This is a genomic window from Bradyrhizobium sp. SZCCHNR2028 (assembly GCF_032380995.1).
Lineage (GTDB): Bacteria > Pseudomonadota > Alphaproteobacteria > Rhizobiales > Xanthobacteraceae > Bradyrhizobium.
Genome location: NZ_JAUHJF010000011.1, coordinates 1 through 17,524, shown reverse-complemented (window position 1 = coordinate 17,524; position 17,524 = coordinate 1). Strand labels below are relative to the sequence as shown.

The window sequence follows — 17,524 nt, the reverse complement described above, 5'->3', positions numbered from 1 at the left end:
CTTGAAGTTGCCGTAACTAGGCAGCGCAACTTGGCACGCAATCGGAGGCACGATTGACCCAATCGAATGTGGAAAAGGCCGCTCCTGCCGCCTCCCTGGCCGACCAGATCCTTGAAGTCATTGTCAGCGAAGGGAAGATCGACCCGGCCAAGACGACCCCCGATGCGACGCTGGAGAGTCTCGAGATCCAATCCATCGACGTCGTCATGATCCTGATGGCGATCGAGGAGAAGTTCGGCGTCTATGTGCCGATCGACGGCGGCATCGCTGACGTCAAGGACCTGAGCGGATTCGTGCAACAGATCGAAGCCCGCATTCTGGTGGAGCGCAGCTGACGTGTCGCGCCCTCGCGTCGTCGTCACTGGCATGGGCGCGGCTTGCGCGACCGGCAAGGGCATTGACGCCCTCTGGCGCGCAGCCCGCGACGGACAAAGCGCCGTGGGACCGCTCGAGTTCGAGCGGCCGGGCTCGAACCAGATCAAGCTCGCAGCGCAGATCAAATCCTTCGCCCCGGAGAGCTATGTCGAGGCCAAGGTTCTGCCGTTCTGCGACCGATACGCGCAGCTTGCCATCGTCGCTGCGGACGAAGCCCTGTCCCAGGCAGGCCTTGCGCGCGAGGAGCGCCAGGGGCCGACGACCGCCGTGATTCTCGGAACCGGCGTCGGCGGCATCACCACCATCGACGAGCAGTGCTACAGCGCCTACGCGACGAAGTCCCGTCTCAATCCGCTGGCCATTCCGCGCATCATGAGCAGCGCCGCCACCTCGCACCTGAGCATACGCTACGGCTGCACTGGCCCGACCTTCACCATCACGAGCGCCTGCGCCTCATCGGCCCAGGCGATCGGAGTAGGTACCTCGCTGGTCCGGTCCGGCGCGGTGGAGCGGGCGATCGTTGGCGGCAGCGAATCGTCAATGACCGCGCTGAATATCCGCACCTGGGAATTGCTGCGGGTGCTGACCCCGGATGCCTGTCGGCCCTTCTCCACCGGCCGCAACGGCATGGTGCTCGGCGAGGGCGCCGCCATCATGGTGATCGAAAAACTCGAGACCGCGCGCCGACGCAACGTCGAACCGCTGGCCGAGATCGTCGGCTATGGCACGTCGAGCGATGCTTTCGACATCGTTCGTCCTGACCCCAATGGCGCTCGGTCCGCGATCGAACAGGCCATCGCCGACGCCGGGCTGACGCCCGGCGATATCGACTATGTCAACGCCCATGGCACCGGCACCGTCGCCAACGATATCGCCGAGGCCGAGGCGCTGCAGCGCGTGTTCGGCGACCGGCTGCCCCGCCTCGCAGTGTCGTCCACGAAGCCGATCCACGGCCACGCACTGGGCGCCGGCGGGGCGATCGAGCTGGCGATCACCATCATGGCGATGCGCGACAACATTGCGCCGCCGACCATCAACTGGCTCGGTGCCGATGCGAAATGCGGCATCGACCCGGTCGCCAATGCGGCGCGCGCAATGCCGATCCGCGTCGCGATCTCGAACTCCTTCGCCTTCGGAGGCGTCAACGCATGCCTCGCCGTCGCGCGGGCGGATTGACCCTGAGGGATCTGATGTGAGCGGGCCGGACAGCGCGCAGGATCAGGTCAGCATCGGTCCGATTGCGGTCCGCGCTGACAGGGCGGACGTCGCTGCCTTCGTGTCCGCGCTGGGGCTGCAGCGCCGCTTCGGCCCCGTACCGTTTGCCTTTCCGATCCGCTGGCTCAGCCTTCCCGCAATCCGACCAACCGTGATCGGCAGGCTCGGGCTCACCGATGAAATCGTCGTGCAGCAATCGCAGACCTTCACCTATCATGAAGGCCTCGGCCCCGATCGCGACTACGGCTTCGCAGTCGAAGCCCGTCGCGAGCGGACCCCAACGGACCGGACGCTCTTGCGCGGGACCGTGTGCGATTCCGAAGGGCGGATCGTCGCAACGCTCGACACGCTGTTGCGCACGTTTCGTCCCGACGCAGCACGCGACGCCGCACTCCGCTCGCGCCCGATGCCGGACTCGAGCTTTCCGGTGATCGAGACCGGGCCGATCGACATCGCGCAGACCGAGAGCTACGCGGCGGCATCGCTCGACGACAATCCGCTCCACAGCGATCCCGCGACGGCTCGCGCCGCGGGTCTCGACGGCCTGATAATCCACGGCATGCTGGCGATGGGGCAGATCGAAGGCGCGCTCCGCGACTGGATGCCGGCACTGCGGATCAATCGCATCCATGGCAATTTCCTGTTGCCCGTTCCAGTTGGCAGCCGCCTCCTCTTCTCCGGTCGTGTTGTCAAGCGAATGCCATCGGACGTGCCGAGTAGCGGTCGCGCCGAGCAGTTGATCCTGCGCGTCATCGTCTCGACCGATGCGGGGTACGCAGCATGCGTCGCTGAAATCGCGGCGCGCCACGACGGCTGAGGATCGCACATCATGTCCGCCCCCAGCTCGATCGTCATCACGGGAGCCAGCAGCGGCATCGGCCGCGCGCTCGCGATGAACTATGCCGCGCCGGGGATCCACATGGCGCTGTCCGGTCGGGACGAGGGCCGCCTGGAAGAAACGGCAGCACAATGCCGGGCCAAAGGCGCAGCCGTCACGACCGCATCAATCGATGTCCGGGATCGCGATCGAATGGCGGGATGGATCCGCGCCATCGACGACGCCGCCCCGATCGGGCTCGCGATCGCCGGCGCCGGGGTCACCGCTGGGCTCGGCATCGGCCGGCTGCGGGAAGATCCGGCCGTCGTGCGCAACGTGATCGCAATCAACCTGATCGGCGCCATCAACACCATCGATCCCCTGGCGGAGCGGATGTGCATGCGCGGGCGCGGGACGATCGCCGTCATCGGGTCGATCGGCGCCTTGCGCGGCCTGCCCTCCTGTCCCGCATACAGCGCCAGCAAGGCCGGCCTTCACGCCTATGCCGAGTCGCTTCGTCCCACTCTTGCCGCCCAGGGCGTTACCATCAGCACCATTGCGCCTGGATTCGTCGACACGGCGCTCAACCGCGACACCGTCTGTCCGAAGCCCCTCATCATGAGCGCCGACCGTGCAGCCGCAATCATACGGCGGCGGCTGGAGCGCGGCGATGCGGTCATCGCATTCCCCCGCCTGCTGGCCTTCGGTCTGCATTTGACCCGCCTGTTGCCGCGGCGCTTGACCGACCTTGCGTTCGCCGCAGTCCATGTCGACGTGCCCGAGCGCACCGAACTCTACAACGAGTGACAGGCGACGGCGATGGACGCGCTCTCGATGCTCCCGGTCGCCGCAGCGGCATGGTGGGCGATCTCCTGTGCTCTTCGCATCACGACCATCTCTGCCGCATTGGCGCACCCTCGCTTGCGGCACAGGTTGGCTACGCGACATGATCGACCGCCGGTCTCGATCGTGATCCCAATCCGCCGGCTGGAGTTCGAAGCCGAAGCGGCCTTCACGTCCGCCTTCGCGCAAGTCTATCCGCAAAGCGAGATTCTGGTCGCCGCCGCGGAAGTCCGCTCGCCGATGATCGAGATCGCCCGGCAGGTCGCTGCGCAATTCCCGGCGGTCGGCGCGCGGATCCTGATCGGAAACAAGCGCATCACTCCGAACCCGAAAGTCAGCAATCTCGCGCCGGCCATCGCAGCGGCGCAACACGACCTGATCCTGATCAAGGATTCGAACATTCTCCTGAGCCCCGACCAACTCGCCGATCTGATGACGAACCTGACCGCCGGCGTCGGCCTCGTCTGCGCGATCCCGGTTGCCGTCGCCCCGACCGGATTCGCCGCCGAACTCGAGCGAGCATTCCTCAATGGGCAGGCCGCTCCGCTGACGCTGGCACTGTCCGTCGCCGGCGCAAACGTCGGCTTCGGCAAGGTCATGCTGTTCGACCGCCGAGATCTGACGCGGGCGGGCGGCATCGGATTGATGGCTTCGGCCTTCGGCGACGATCACGCGCTGTCGCAAGGGCTGGCACGCCTCGGCCTGCGAACGGTGTTCGCAGCCAAGGAGATCCGTCAGGCGATCGGTCGGCGGCCGTTCAGCGAAGTCTGGGACCGCCACCAGCGCTGGATGGTCATTCGTCGAATCCAGGCGCCGCTGGCCTTCTGCGGCGAGCCGCTGGTCAGTGGCGCTTTCACAGCCCTGTGCGGCGCCGTGGGCGCTGCAGCCTTCGGAATGCCATGGTGGCTGATGGCGGGCGGGACCCTGCTCGGCTGGGTCTTGCTCGACGTCACCTTCTTCGCGGCCAAAGGCTGGGGCTGGTCCTGGATGTCCCCACTCTCTGGATTGTGCCGGGAAGTCCTGCTTCCCGTGATGTGGCTGAAGGCGCTGCTCGACCGCCGTGTGACCTGGGCCGGACTGCCGTTCGACGTTCCCGCCAAGACCACCTGACTAGACCACCTGACAAGACCGCCTGATCAGAGGCCCGATCGGACCGCCGCCTGACCGATCGCCACCGGCGGTTCATGCCGCCGCGCAAGGCCGGCATCGATTGATCCGATCTGCCGGTTCAGGCTTGCGATCACCTCTTTGGAGAACGGCCCAACATGGAGGTAGAGTAGAAATAGCGAGACCACCTGTTTGAGCGCCCTCGGATTGCGGATTGCGCATTCGGCGATGGTCGCAAGGAATCCGCTCAGGAGGTCCGGCCGCCGCGCGGCCACGAACCAGAGCAGGCGCACGACCGTCGCCGCATCGTTCAAAACCACCCGCCAGGGCACCGAGGCATTGATGCGAGCCGGGACCAGCAGGCGGGCGACCGCCCGGATCCGGCCGAAGAAGGCCGCAGGCCGATTGACCCGTTCCAATATCGAGCGGTAGTCGCCCAACACGTCGCGCCGCGCCCGGGCGGTTCGGAAATTGAGGCCCTCGGTGCATTGATCGCCGCCATCGGCGCTGCTGACGAAGCTGAAATCGACGTCAGGGTTCAGCCGCCCCTCGCGTTCGAGTCGTCGCGAGAGCTGGGTCTGCGGCAGCGCGGTCAGCAGGCCGACCATACAGATCGGCAGCCCGGCCGTTTCGATGCAGGAGACCATCTCGTCGGCGATCCGCTCGTGTTCGTTGTCGAATCCAACCACGAAACCTGCGGTCACGAACATTCCGGCACGGTAGACCTTGTGGACGCAGTCGGCGAGATTGCGCCGCATATTCTGCTTCTTCTGGGTGGACAGCAGTGCGTCCTCGTTGGGGCTTTCGATCCCAATGAAGACCGCCCCGAAATTCGCGTCGCGCATCAAGTGCAGGAGGACGTCGTCGTCGGCGAGGTTGATCGAGGCCTGCGTGCTGAACGTGAAGGGATAGCCGTGCGCCTTTTGCCAGGCACAGAGATGCGGCAGAAACTGCTTCACCGCTTTCTTGTTGCCGATCAGATTGTCGTCGACGAAATCGACATGGCCGCGATAACCGAGCCGGTAGAGATTCTCCAGCTCGCCGAGCAACTGTTCAACGGTCTTGGCGCGCGGCACCCGTCCGTAGAGCTCGATGATGTCGCAGAACTCGCAGATGAACGGACAGCCCCGCGAAAACTGGACGGACAAAGCCAGATAATGGTCGAGCTTGAGAAGGTCAAAACGCGGGGGCGGGCTCCTGGTCACATCGACGGTGAATTTCTCCGCCTCGAACAGCCCGCGGCGCTCGCCCGCATTCCAGGACTCTATGAAGGCGGCCATCGTCGCTTCGACCTCACCCGGCATGCGAAAGTCCGCATGACTGTAGGCATCCGGACTGGAGGTGATGTCCGGCCCGCCGACGACGACCGGTTTGCCGCGGGATTGACCGAGTTCGATCAGGCGCAGCGTGTCGGCTCGCTGCGGGATCATGCCGCCGGTCATGACCATGTCGGCCCAGGCGAGATCGCATTCGCCGACCTCCTCCGCATTGCGATCGATGAGGCGGACCGACCATTCCTTCGGCAGCATCGCCGCGACGGTGATCAGGCCGAGCGGAGGCTCCATGCGCCGCTTGCCGGCAATCCGGCACGTCGTCGTCAGGCTCCAGAACGACGTCAGATCGAAGCGAGGATAGACGAGGAGGACGTTGCATCGTGTCGCTGCCATGAATTCCCTCCCGATCCTGCCGACCGCCGCCGCTCAGTATCCCATCAGACCGCAACAGCGGGCGCAGACGGGCATGAGCCCGTCGCGACCGATGCTCGCCCGGAACTTCCTGTATGGCTCGGAATTCCATAATTCGGTGATCGTCGACGTCTTGACGTTGCCGACGACGTAGTCGTGGTAGTCGCGGCACGGCGAGACATCGCCGTTGCTGTTGATCTCGACCGCCTGGAAGATCGCCGCGCATTCGTCATAGCCGAAGTGCTCCTGGTGATCGGTGTAATACGTCGTCAGCTTGTCAGAGCCGGAGATCGGCGGAATCAACGCGACCGCAGGCGATGACCAGCCGGACGATCGTTCCATCACCGCCTGTAGCTGATCGTCCAGCGCCTCCGTGCTGCTGGGCTTCCAGTTTCCGACCCAGCCGTGGTGGCGGGTCGGATAGAAGCCGAAGCGGCGAAAGAAATCCTTCTCGTGCGCCTCCGCGTTACCCTGGTCGATCCACCATGACAGATAGAAGACAAACAGATCGACCTTGTCCCGAAAGGCATCGTAGATGTCGACCAGATGCTTGCAGTTGGCCTGCGAGATCACGGTCAAGGCGGCGATGAAGGGCAGCCCGCGGCCATGCTTCGCCCGCGCCTCGGCGACCGCATCCAGCCCGCGGCAAAGCTCGTGGAAATTATCGCCGCCGCCGCCCGCGGCCGGTCGCAGCGCATTGTGCAGGTCAGCGCGATGACCGTCGACCGACACCTGCAACAGGAAGAGCGGCGCCTTGGCCAGCCGTTCGGCGGAGGCAGCCACCCGCGTACCGTTGGTCGCGATGCTCACCGGCAGCCCGAGTTCGGTAGCGCCCTCGATCAGGTCGAGGATGCCGTCATAGAGCATCGGCTCGCCGCCCCAGAAGTAGACCAGCGGGCCATGACCATGGTCGACGAGGTCGTGCAGCAATTCGAGATAGCGACCGGTCGGGATCTCGCGCTCCTTCAGATTCCGGAGGCTGGAGTTGAGCAGATAGCCATTGTCGCCCCACTGGCCGCAGGTATGGCAGCGCAGATTGCAGCGGTCGGTCAGACGGAAGCTCGCTTGGCGAATCCTGCCGGCCTCGCCTTCCGCACGACTGATCCGGAACTTGCTGAAAATCCGCTTGTCAGCCTCCATCTGGATCAGCTTGGTTGCGATCCATGGATGCGGAAGGACTCGTCGCGCGTAGCGCGCCGCAGTTAGTATCCCCAGGCTGCTCGTCTTTGCCATGACTTCCCGACCGTCGTCGTCCCATCAAGCCCGATCCGAAGCCGCGACGCCGTGCGGCGCCAGCATCATCTTCCAATCAAGCCAGCTTCACCAACTTCGACACCTCGGCCACGGCGTCGACCGCCGCCCGGATCTGATCCGGCGTGTGGGCAGCGGAGACGCTGAAGCGCAACACCACGTCTCCGTCGGGTGTCGCCGGCGGCACCAGCAGATTGACGTAGATGCCGCGATCGAGCAGTGCCTTCCAGAATTCATAGCCGGCGGCCAACCCAGGCATCCGGATGCTCCCCACGGGGCCGGGGTCCGCGCAAGGCCGGACGCCGATCCCGGCGAGGCCGTCATGCATGGCTCGCGCGTTGCGCCAGAGGTCGTCCCGCAATTTCGGCTCCCCTCCGATGAGGTGAAGCGCCCGCCGCGCCGCCGCCACAATCGGAGGTGGGAGCGATGCGGTGTAGAGATACGGCCTGCTCATGAAGCGCAGCGCGCGCAACGCACTCGAATCGCTCACGGCGTAGCCACCGATTCCGCCAAGGCTCTTGCTGAAGGTGCCGACGATCACATCGACATTGGCTTCGACGCCGAGATGTTCGGCGATGCCGCGGCCGTAGCGCCCATAGATGCCGAGCGAATGGGCCTCGTCGACGATGACCACCGCTCCATGGCGCCGCGCGACGGCCGTCAGCCCCTTGAGCTCGCCAAGGTCGCCTCGAACGCTGTAGAGCCCCTCGCAGATCACTAATGTCTGCGGTCCGGGGACGTTGCTGCGCACAAATCGGCTGTCGAGATCGCTGCGGTCATTGTGAGCGAAACTCTCCACCTGGGCGCCACTCAACCGACAGGCATCGAATATGCTTGCGTGGCAATGGGCATCGACAAAAATCATGTCGCCCTTGCGGGCGAGCGCCGAAGTCACGCCCAGATTGGCCATGAATCCCGTGCTGAAAATCACCGCGTCGCGCCGACCATAGAGGGTCGCGATGTCCTCCTCGAGCATCACGTGGAGACGATGATTGCCTGCAGCGACCCGCGAAGCCGTGGAGCCCGTCCCGTAGTGTCGCGCAGCCTCGACCGAGGCCTCGATGCACGCCGGATTGAAGTTGAGCCCAAGATAGCTGTTGGTACCGAACATCAACGTTCGGCGGCCTGCGACCATAGCGGTGACGGTGTCCACGACATCATCGACGACGATGCTCAGCGGGTTGGTTCGCGAATCGGCCAGCCTCTCCAGCGAGTTGCCGAGGCGATCTGCACGCGCCAATATCCCGTTTCCGCCGTTGTCCATAAGCCGATCCGTCCAAGTAATCGATGAGTCGCCCGAACTACCTGTCAAGGACACGGCGGCGCGATCGCGTTCGGCAATTGATCGTGCGGTCCATTGGCAAGAACGGCGGCGCCCCCGTCCCACAAAGCTAATCCGGCGTGCAGCGCCGGCACGCCGGTCATTCCGAGCCGCATCGAAACGGCGGGCGTGGCGGACGGTGCGGCCATCGCCCCGCCGCGGCGCCTGAGGGCGAGGATGAGTGCCAGCGCCAACTCGGCCAGAAAGAGCCCGCCGACCGCCCATGTCGTCCGCAAGTCCACCAGCGTCTGCTCGATGGTGAGCACCATGAAGAAATGCAGCGCCCCGATCGCGGCGCAGACGAGCAAGGCACGCGGACCTCGGCGGTCGCCGAAGCTGCGCCAGACGGGAAGCAGTTCGAGGCCGAGCCAGGTGTGGAGGAGCGCGAGAATCGGGATTCCCAGGCGGTTGAGAGCCTCATGAATCCATTCGCGCGCCGTCCCCGGGTCGGCCATGGCCTTGGAGCGGCCATCGAGGAAGTCCTGCAGGGGCACTTCGTCGATGATCGTATAGTCACGCTTGACGCCTCCGAAGCCATATTCGTTCAGTGGTACGAATATACGAGCATAGGCGACGCCCCTGACCTCCGACTGTCCGTTCCGCAAGCTCTGAACGGTCCCGTCGAGCAGCACTAAGCCGCTTTCGTCCCCCTGCCTTTCGAACACCGCGTAACGAGCTTTGAAGACCCGCTCCTCGCCGTCGGACATCTCCTGCCGGATGAAGACATCGGCCAGCTCATTGCCCTTGATGTAGTTCCTGAAATAGAAGACCTGACGACCATGATCGAACTGATTGAAAACGCCGACCTTGAGCAACGCCGGATTTACTCCGCGCCGCAGCGAGAACAGCACGTCGTGGAGATGCCCTGAGGTTAGCGGAACGACCCAACAGGTCAGCAAATAGCCGAGCGCCACCGCGGCGAACGCGACGGCAAAACCCGGCAACCGCGCAGCGAAGGTCGAGCGACCGCTCGAATAGATCACGATCAGGATCCCATCTGCTGCAAACCTGCCGTAGGACCAGACGATCGCGATCGCAACCAGCGCCGGGAGAACATGGAAGAGGATCATCGGCCCAGTGCTGGCGAGCGCGGGCCACACCAAGCTGGTATAGAGCGCCTCTTCGCCCAGATGGCTGATCAGAGAGATCAGAATCACCGGCGCGACGACAGCCGCAACGGCGACTGCCGAAGCGAGCAAAATCTGCCGTGTCAGATATCTGTCAATGACCCCAACTACCACGCTTCGCCCCTGGCAGCAGTTCCACTCCGGGGGGACGGTCCTTCCTAGGAATCGTTCCCACCACGGCCCCCAAAGCCGTATTGCCGGCGACTGTCTCTTACCGCCGACACTAGACATACGAAAATTATACTATCTTGGCGAGCATGTCATGAAAACGCCGCCGGCCGTCCACATTTCGCGCCGCTCTTGCGGGCAGCGGCCGAATACGGTCAATGGTTCGCGGCAATGACGTCTTTGGACAATTTTCCACGTCCACAGCCATCCGACCCCGCCGTGTGGACGCCCCGACCAACCGCCGACGGAACCGACCGACGCGGTACTGTCGTCACGAAGCGTAGGCTCACTGAGCAGCAATGCAGAAGCTCATCAATCTCGCGATTTTCATCGACGATCTTGGTGTCGGCGGGACCCAGAACTGGCTGACTCTCCTGGTGCCGGCGCTGGCCGCGCGCGGTTTCGCAGTGCGCGTCTACGGCATGCGTGCAATCGCACATCCCGAAATCCTCGAACGTCTGGCGCCTTACGCCGAAGTTCAAATCATCGGCGAAGGCCGTCTGTGGGCAGGACCCGGATTGCTGCGCCTGGCGCAGGAGCTCCGGACCTGGCCGGCACAGGTCGTGCAGACGGCACTGCCGACCTCCGACATGATCGGCCGCTTGCTGGCATGGCTGACGGGGGTACCGGCGATCTTTTCGACCATCCGCGGCCGGAACGTCGACAAACCAAGCTGGCAGAGGTGGCTTGATCGCCGCACTGCACATCTGGCCAGAGCGGTCGTCTTCAATGACCGCGAGGCGGTGCCGTTTGCGATCCGCCACGAGGGTATACGCGCAGGCCAAGTCGTCTACATTCCCAATGGCGTTTCGATCACGACGGCGCGCCGGCCACCCGGCGACGTGCGCAGGGAACTACAGACGTCCGCGGAAGCGACCGTGCTCGCGACCGTCGCCCGCCTCCATCCGTCCAAGGGACAACAATATCTGTTGCGCGCCTTCCGTCTCGTTCGCGAGCGCTACCCCGGCGCGGTTCTGTGGCTCGTCGGCGACGGTGAGTGTCGAGCAGCCTTGGAGCGCGAAGCTGACGAGCTCGGGATAACGACGTTCGTCCGCTTCGCGGGCACCCGGCGCGACGTGCGCGACATCCTCGATGCCATCGATCTCTTCGCGCTTCCCTCGTTGTGGGAAGGCATGCCCAATGCACTGATGGAGGCCATGGCCGCGAGCCGGCCGGTGGTCGCTTCCGATGTCGACGCCATCCGCGAACTGGTGATCCACGGCAAGACCGGCTGGATGGTCAGACCGGGCGACGCCGACGCTCTTGCACGCTGCATGATGGATATCCTGGCGGATCCCGCCCGGGCAGCCGACATCGGCCAGGCAGGCTTGCGGCACGTTCGCGAGCATTTCTCACTGGATGGCATGGCGGATGCCTACGCGGCATTGTATCGCGACGGCCTGAAGGACGCGGCACTGCGCGTGGGAGCCCCGTTGCGATGAAGATCGTTCATATCCTCGACAATCTCGATCGCGGCGGAGCTCAAACCATGCTGCGCAGCGTGGTGGCCGGCCTCACGGCGCGCGGCCACATCCAGCACATCATTTGCCTCAACGAGATATTCAACGAAGAGGTCGTCGCTGCCATGCGCGCCGCCGGAGCCAGCGTCGAGATCATCGGGCGGCCGCGCCTGTACGGCCTGATCGGTCTTTGGCACCTCGCCGCGGAATTGCGGCGGCGCCGGCCGGATCTCGTCCACACCGAACTCCCGTGGGGCGATTTGATCGGACGTACCGCCGCCCGCGTCGCCGGCATCGCCCCGATTGTCTCGACTGTGACCGCCCGCTACGCGGACAAGCCGCGGCTGCAATTGTGGTTCGATCGCAAGACCGCGGCCTGGGCCGACCGCGTGGCCTTCCAGAGCGCCGAAATCGTTCCCTTCTCGCTCGCGCATGAAGGTGTCCGGCGCGACCAGGTTCAGGTCATTCCGAACGGGGTCGATGCGGACGACCGTGACCGTTCCGTTGCAGCATCCGCCCTGCGCCGGGACCATGGCGGCGGCGCCACCACCATCCTCGGCATGGTCGCACGGTTGCACCCACAGAAGGCCCACCCCGATCTCCTCGAGGCGTTCGCAAAGCTGGCGTGTTCGGACGTTCGCCTCTGGCTGGTCGGCGACGGACCCGATCGCGCGCAACTCATGGAGCAGGCGCGCGCGCTCGGCATCGCCGATCACGTGGTCTTCGCCGGCGACCGCGGCAACGTTCGCGACTGGATCGCCGCGATGGATATCTTCGTTCATCCGACTTATTTCGAGGGTCTGCCGCTCGCGGTCCTCGAGGCCATGGCCATGGGCAAACCGGTGATTACCTCGCCGGTCGATGGGCTTCGCAGCCTGATCACCTCCGGCGTCGACGGCTGGCTGGTGCCGCCCGGCAATCCCGACGCGCTCGCCGAGGTCATCGGCCACGTCATAGCCCATCCCGAGGAACGGGCCCGCGTTGCCGCGACGGGCGCGATCCGCGCGCTGTCGCAATACGGCTCGGATCGCGTGGTCGAAGCCTACGAAACGCTGTTCAAGTCCGTGCTCGAGGCCCGGAGCGCGGGGAGCGGCGCCAACGGCCGTCGATGAACGCGTCGATCGCAGCAAAGGCCGCATCGTTGCCGCAGAAATCTCCGTGACCGATCCGGGCGCGATAGCTCTCCAGCCGCACCTCGAATTCGTGCAGGATCCGCGACGAGAAAGTCGCCAGATCGGCACGCATGCCGTAACCGAGCCGCTCCAGATAGTACGCGTTGAGAAACTGCTCGAAGGCGCCACGGACCGGAATCGACAACACCGGCTTGCCGAGATGCAGCGCCTCGGAGATGAGCGTATGGCCACCGCCGCAGACGACGAAGGCGCAGGACGCCAGATCATCGAGAAACGATTGCTCGTCGAATGCCTTGAAGATGACGCGACCCAGGCTGCAGCGCTCGCCCAGGCCGTAGACGCGGACAGGCCGGCCAAGCGTGGCGAGATGCTCGACGAAGGCCGGGAACGTCGGATAGCCCTGATAGGCGACGACGTGGTCACCCGTCGTCGGCCGGCGCGCAACGACGTCGCGCCGCAGCAGCGGCGGCAGTTGCCGAAGCCAGGGGCTCGCCGCCCGCGCGGGAACGTCGAAGAAATTGCAGACGAGGTACTGGTCGGCCGAACTGAACAGAAGCCGGACCGCCGCAGCCGTCGCTAACCGGCTCGACATCTGGCCCAGAGGGCATGTGATCCGTCCCATGGTGATGACATGTTGATTGTCGAGCGACAGGCAGGCCACTCCTATCCTGCGCGCCACCCGCGGCACGAAGAACTCGTAGTCGGTCATGGCAAAGTCCGGGACGAAGGCCTCGGCCGCCTGCTCGACCCGGCGGCGCCAATGTGCGCCATTGCTGAGTGTCGCCGCGGTACGCAGCAACGCCGCCGGAGCATCGACCCGATGCGAGCCCACGGGCGTAACCGGATTGGGACACTCGAATACCCGGAATTGGCCCCCGAGCAGGCGCGCCGCTTCTCCATGACAGACGAACAGGAAGTCGTGCTGGGAATAATGCTGAGCCAGGGTCAAGGCGCGGATCGCGTGCCCCCGGCCGGTCCCATGCACGCCATAGAGAATGCGCGCCATGACTTCAGACCGACGCGCCGGCAGGCGGGTGAAGCGGCGGCCAGCGCCGCGAAAGACAATTCACCATCGACCCGTTCATTCCTTGCGCCGACAGTCCCGCAGGACCGTCGCCTTGCCCTTCGACTCATCTTATGGTTGTTATTGGTTGCTGAACATTCTAACGAGCAAGGATCGTGTCGAGAAGAGCGTCCAGGCGCATCAGCGAGAACAGTTTGGTTACGGGCGGCGCCGGCTTCATCGGTTCGCATCTGTGCGAGCGACTGATTTCCGACGGCCATCAGGTCGTCTGCGTCGACAATTTCTTCACCGGCACACGCCGCAATATCGAGCCCCTTCTCGACGATAGGAATTTCGAGCTGCTTCGGCACGACGTGACGTTTCCTCTCTATGTCGAGGTCGACAGCATCTACAACCTCGCCTGCCCCGCCTCGCCGGTCCATTACCAGCACGATCCCGTGCAGACGACCAAGACCAGCGTTCACGGCGCCATCAACATGCTAGGGCTGGCGAAGCGGCTCAAGGCCATGATCCTTCAGGCCTCGACCTCGGAAGTCTACGGCGACCCGGAGAAGCACCCACAGACGGAGGATTATTGGGGCAACGTCAATCCGATCGGTCCGAGGTCCTGTTATGATGAAGGTAAGCGCTGCGCCGAGACGCTGTTCTTCGATTATTGGCGCCAGCACCGACTACAGATCAAGGTGGCCAGAATCTTCAATACCTACGGGCCTCGCATGCACCCCCACGACGGGCGCGTCGTCTCGAACTTCATCGTCCAGGCGCTGCTCGGCAAGCCGATCACCCTGTATGGCAACGGATCGCAGACGCGATCGTTCTGCTATGTCGACGACATGGTCGATGCGCTCGTCCGCCTCGCCGCGACCCCCGACGACGTGACCGGACCGGTCAATCTCGGCAACCCCGCCGAGATCTCGATCCAGGAACTCGCCAGGACCATCATCGACTTGTGCAATTCGCGGTCTGCCATCGTATGCGGGAAGCGACCGGTGGATGATCCATGTCGGCGACGGCCCGACATAGCGTGCGCCGAAGCTGTCCTGTCATGGCAGCCGAGGATTGGCCTTACCGAAGGCCTGACCAGGACCATCGCCTATTTCGACCGGCTCCTGTCCGAGGATGCTGTCCGCCGATCCCTGCTGGACGACCCGGATTGAGGTGACGGGCCTCGGTGTGGATCGGTCGACGGAATCTCGCTCGCCAGCGTCTGATGCCTGCGCGAGAAGTGGCAAGACGAGCTGGGCGGAGCACAGACTCTCGCTCAGCTCCAAGTAAATTGGCTGCCAGAAACAAGCGGGCATCATGAGAGTGCAGGGCAATCTTTTCGCAGCAACCGCCTTCGGAGGGCCAGACTCCTGGGACGCCTGAGAGTTTCAGAACAACAAAATCGCGAAAATATAAAATACTGACTTCGCTTCAGAAATCTGGCTGGGGCGGGAGGGATCGAACCTCCGAATGGCGGAATCAAAATCCGCTGCCTTACCGCTTGGCTACGCCCCATCAGGCCCGGCGGATCGGCGTGGCGCGCGGGCGCCATGCGATTCCGGGTCGGCGCCCGTGGTCTACAGAGCGCGCCCGCCCATTTCAACCGCGCCGCCGCAGGAATTTTGCAGGCCGCTCCGGTGATCCGCCGCCCAGGCCAATTCGTCAATGCCGGCAAGCCCTTATCCTGCTCGTTGGAAGCCGCCGCGGCGCCCGGCCGCAGCGCCACGCGAAAAAGTTGAGACCCGGCCGGTTTCATGGGATGACGGCGGCCAAACCGGCCACATCGAGCCCCGAGGACACGCCATGACCTATCGCGCCCCGCTCAACGACATGCTGCTCGCCCTCAACCACGGCGCCGGGCTGAAGGCGGCGGTCGAGGCCGGCCATTACGGCGATTTCGACCCCGACATCACCGCCGCCGTGCTCGAGGAAGCCGGCAAATTCGCGAGCGACGTGCTCGCCCCGCTCAACCACATCGGCGACAGGAACGGCGTCAAGCTCGCCGATAAGAAGGTCACCACCGCGCCCGGCTGGCCGGACGCCTACAAGCGCTGGACCGAGGCCGGCTGGAACGCGGTGTCCGGTCCCGAGGCGCATGGCGGCCAGGGCCTGCCGCTCGCCATCAACGCCGCCTGCACCGAGATCTGGAGCGCGGCCAACGTCGCCTTCGGCCTGTGCCCGCTGCTGACCTTGTCGGCCATCGAGGCGCTCGACGCCCACGGCAGCGAGGAGCTGAAGGATATCTATCTCGGCAAGCTGATCTCCGGCGAATGGACCGGCACGATGCAGCTCACCGAGCCGCAGGCCGGCTCCGACGTCGGCGCCTTGCGCACCCGCGCCGAGCGGGCCGCGGACGGCAGCTACCGCGTCACCGGAGCCAAGATCTTCATCACCTATGGCGACCACGACATGACCGACAACATCGTGCATTTCGTGCTCGCGCGGCTGCCGGATGCGCCGGCCGGCACCAAGGGCATCTCGCTGTTCCTGATCCCGAAATTCCTCGTCAATGCCGACGGCTCGCTCGGCGCCCGCAACGACATCTATGCCACCGGCGTCGAGCACAAGCTCGGCATGCACGCCTCGCCGACCTGCACCATGACGATGGGCGACAATGGCGGCGCCATCGGCTATCTCATTGGCGAAGAAAACGCCGGCATGCGCTGCATGTTCACGATGATGAACCAGGCGCGGCTCGGCGTCGGCCTCGAAGGTGTCGGCGTCGCCGATCGCGCCTATCAACAGGCGCTGGCCTACGCGCAGGAGCGCAAACAGGGCCGCGCCGTGGGAGCTAAGGGCACTGGCTCGGACGCGATCATCGCCCATCCCGACGTCAAGCGCATGCTGATGCAGATGCGCGTCCTCACCGCCGCGTCTCGCTCGATCTGCTACGCGACCGCCGTCGCGCTCGACGTGTCCGTGCGCGCCAAGGATCCGGCGGTGCGCACTGAAGCCGCCGCGCGCGGCGCGCTGCTGACGCCGATCGCAAAGGCGTTCTCCACCGACATCGGCAACGAGGTCGCCTATCTCGGCGTGCAGATCCATGGCGGCATGGGCTTCATCGAGGAGACCGGCGCCGCGCAGCACTATCGCGACGCGCGCATCACCGCGATCTACGAGGGCACCAATGGCATCCAGGCGATCGACCTCGTCACCCGCAAGCTGGGTGCGAACGGCGGCGCCTCGGTGTTCAAGCTGCTCGACGAGCTCACCGAGATCGTCCGCCGCGTCGAGGCCTCGAACGATCCGGCCTTCGGCACCACTGGCGCCAAGCTGCGCGAGGCGCTCGGCGCGCTCGACCGCTCCAGCCGCTGGCTGCTGGACAAGCTCGGCACCGCGCCGAACGATGCGCTCGCCGGCGCCACGCCTTACCTGCGCCTGTTCGGCTCGGCGCTCGGCGGCTGCATGCTGGCCAACGAGGCGCTGGCCGCGCGCAGCGAGAACGAGACCGAGGGGGCGCGTCACGTCGCGCTCGCCCGGTTCTTCGCCGAGACCTTCGCGGTGCAGGCCCCGTCCCTGGAAAAGACCGTCACCGACGGCGCCGACGCCGTGCTCGCGGCGGAGGCCGTGCTGGTGGCGTGAGCGGCGAGCGTCGCGACCCAGACCAGCGAGTTCAGCCTCCCGCACCAAAGCTCGCTGCCGGGCTCCCACCCTCCCCTGGAGGGTCGCCTCGCGGGGCGCGCAGCGACGCGTGAGGCGGGGTGGGGTGATCTCTCCGCGGATGCTTGTGCCAACGGAGAGATCACCCCACCCCGATCCCGCGCTACGCGCGCGATCGACCCTCCCCCTCCAGGGGAGGGTGTCCCGAGTTCGCCGCTTCATTGATCCGCATCTCAAACATCTATCCGAACAGCCTGTCGCGATGAGATGAGCATCCGCGTCCTCGCGACGCATTCCGCGCCCGAGCTATGCTCTCGAAACCCGCCCTCACCGAGTGGAGGGCGCAGGGAAGGCCGGGCGCTGGCCGATCGGGATAGGGGGGAGTCTCGCGACTCCACCCCTCCCACACCACC

At 65.2% G+C, this 17,524-nt stretch carries 14 protein-coding genes and 1 tRNA gene; 9 read left to right on the top strand and 6 right to left on the bottom strand.

Annotated elements, in window-relative coordinates; genetic code table 11:
- The first annotated feature begins 68 nt into the window (after positions 1-68).
- From QX121_RS18405 to QX121_RS18385, 5 genes are read left to right on the top strand one after another with little or no spacing between them, the layout of a single operon-like run.
- Entirely contained in the window at positions 69-335 is a 267-nt protein-coding gene (locus tag QX121_RS18405) for an acyl carrier protein (RefSeq protein ID WP_315741085.1), read from the top strand.
- Between the two features lies 1 nt (position 336).
- On the top strand, positions 337-1,551 hold the full coding sequence (locus tag QX121_RS18400) for a beta-ketoacyl-[acyl-carrier-protein] synthase family protein (protein ID WP_315741084.1): 1,215 nt from the start codon (positions 337-339) through the stop codon (positions 1,549-1,551).
- Positions 1,457-2,407 (top strand): MaoC family dehydratase, encoded by a 951-nt coding sequence (locus QX121_RS18395; protein WP_315741083.1) that lies wholly within the window; start codon positions 1,457-1,459, stop codon positions 2,405-2,407. Before QX121_RS18400 ends, QX121_RS18395 begins: the two co-directional genes overlap by 95 nt.
- Positions 2,408-2,419: 12 nt before the next feature.
- Positions 2,420-3,214 carry an SDR family NAD(P)-dependent oxidoreductase gene (locus QX121_RS18390; protein ID WP_315741082.1) on the top strand — a complete coding sequence of 265 codons (795 nt, stop codon included), beginning with the start codon at positions 2,420-2,422 and terminating at the stop codon, positions 3,212-3,214.
- A 12-nt stretch (positions 3,215-3,226) separates the two neighbouring features.
- On the top strand, positions 3,227-4,360 hold the full coding sequence (locus QX121_RS18385; protein ID WP_315812686.1) for a glycosyltransferase: 1,134 nt from the start codon (positions 3,227-3,229) through the stop codon (positions 4,358-4,360).
- Positions 4,361-4,386: 26 nt separating this feature from the next.
- Here the strand turns inward: QX121_RS18385 and QX121_RS18380 are convergent, their stop codons facing one another.
- The 4 genes from QX121_RS18380 to QX121_RS18365 form a co-directional block, all read right to left on the bottom strand.
- On the bottom strand, positions 4,387-5,922 hold the full coding sequence (locus tag QX121_RS18380) for a B12-binding domain-containing radical SAM protein (protein ID WP_315812685.1): 1,536 nt from the start codon (positions 5,920-5,922) through the stop codon (positions 4,387-4,389).
- Between the two features lie 135 nt (positions 5,923-6,057).
- Positions 6,058-7,275 (bottom strand): radical SAM protein, encoded by a 1,218-nt coding sequence (locus QX121_RS18375; RefSeq protein WP_315812684.1) that lies wholly within the window; start codon positions 7,273-7,275, stop codon positions 6,058-6,060.
- Between the two features lie 76 nt (positions 7,276-7,351).
- On the bottom strand, positions 7,352-8,557 hold the full coding sequence (locus QX121_RS18370; protein WP_315812683.1) for a pyridoxal phosphate-dependent aminotransferase family protein: 1,206 nt from the start codon (positions 8,555-8,557) through the stop codon (positions 7,352-7,354).
- Between the two features lie 44 nt (positions 8,558-8,601).
- Positions 8,602-9,855, bottom strand: a complete 1,254-nt coding sequence (locus tag QX121_RS18365; protein ID WP_315812682.1) for an LptF/LptG family permease — start codon at positions 9,853-9,855, stop codon at positions 8,602-8,604.
- Between the two features lie 353 nt (positions 9,856-10,208).
- Between QX121_RS18365 and QX121_RS18360 the strand changes: the two genes are divergently transcribed.
- Together QX121_RS18360 and QX121_RS18355 are read left to right on the top strand one after the other, a co-directional pair.
- Entirely contained in the window at positions 10,209-11,351 is a 1,143-nt protein-coding gene (locus tag QX121_RS18360; protein ID WP_315812681.1) for a glycosyltransferase, read from the top strand.
- Entirely contained in the window at positions 11,348-12,481 is a 1,134-nt protein-coding gene (locus QX121_RS18355; RefSeq protein ID WP_315812680.1) for a glycosyltransferase, read from the top strand. The genes QX121_RS18360 and QX121_RS18355 overlap by 4 nt, the downstream gene beginning before the upstream one ends.
- Here the strand turns inward: QX121_RS18355 and QX121_RS18350 are convergent.
- Positions 12,426-13,508, bottom strand: coding sequence for a glycosyltransferase family protein (locus tag QX121_RS18350; RefSeq protein WP_315812679.1), 1,083 nt, complete (start codon positions 13,506-13,508; stop codon positions 12,426-12,428). The two genes, QX121_RS18355 and QX121_RS18350, sit on opposite strands and share 56 nt — an antisense overlap.
- A 173-nt stretch (positions 13,509-13,681) precedes the next feature.
- Between QX121_RS18350 and QX121_RS18345 the strand changes: the two genes are divergently transcribed.
- Entirely contained in the window at positions 13,682-14,683 is a 1,002-nt protein-coding gene (locus QX121_RS18345) for a UDP-glucuronic acid decarboxylase family protein (RefSeq protein WP_315741074.1), read from the top strand.
- A 268-nt stretch (positions 14,684-14,951) separates the two neighbouring features.
- On the opposite strand, the gene QX121_RS18340 is transcribed toward QX121_RS18345, so the two are convergent.
- Positions 14,952-15,026 (bottom strand) — tRNA-Gln (locus tag QX121_RS18340).
- A 288-nt stretch (positions 15,027-15,314) separates the two neighbouring features.
- On the opposite strand from QX121_RS18340, the gene QX121_RS18335 reads away from it, so the two are divergent.
- Positions 15,315-17,093, top strand: coding sequence for an acyl-CoA dehydrogenase (locus QX121_RS18335; protein WP_315812678.1), 1,779 nt, complete (start codon positions 15,315-15,317; stop codon positions 17,091-17,093).
- The last annotated feature ends 431 nt before the right edge of the window (positions 17,094-17,524 follow it).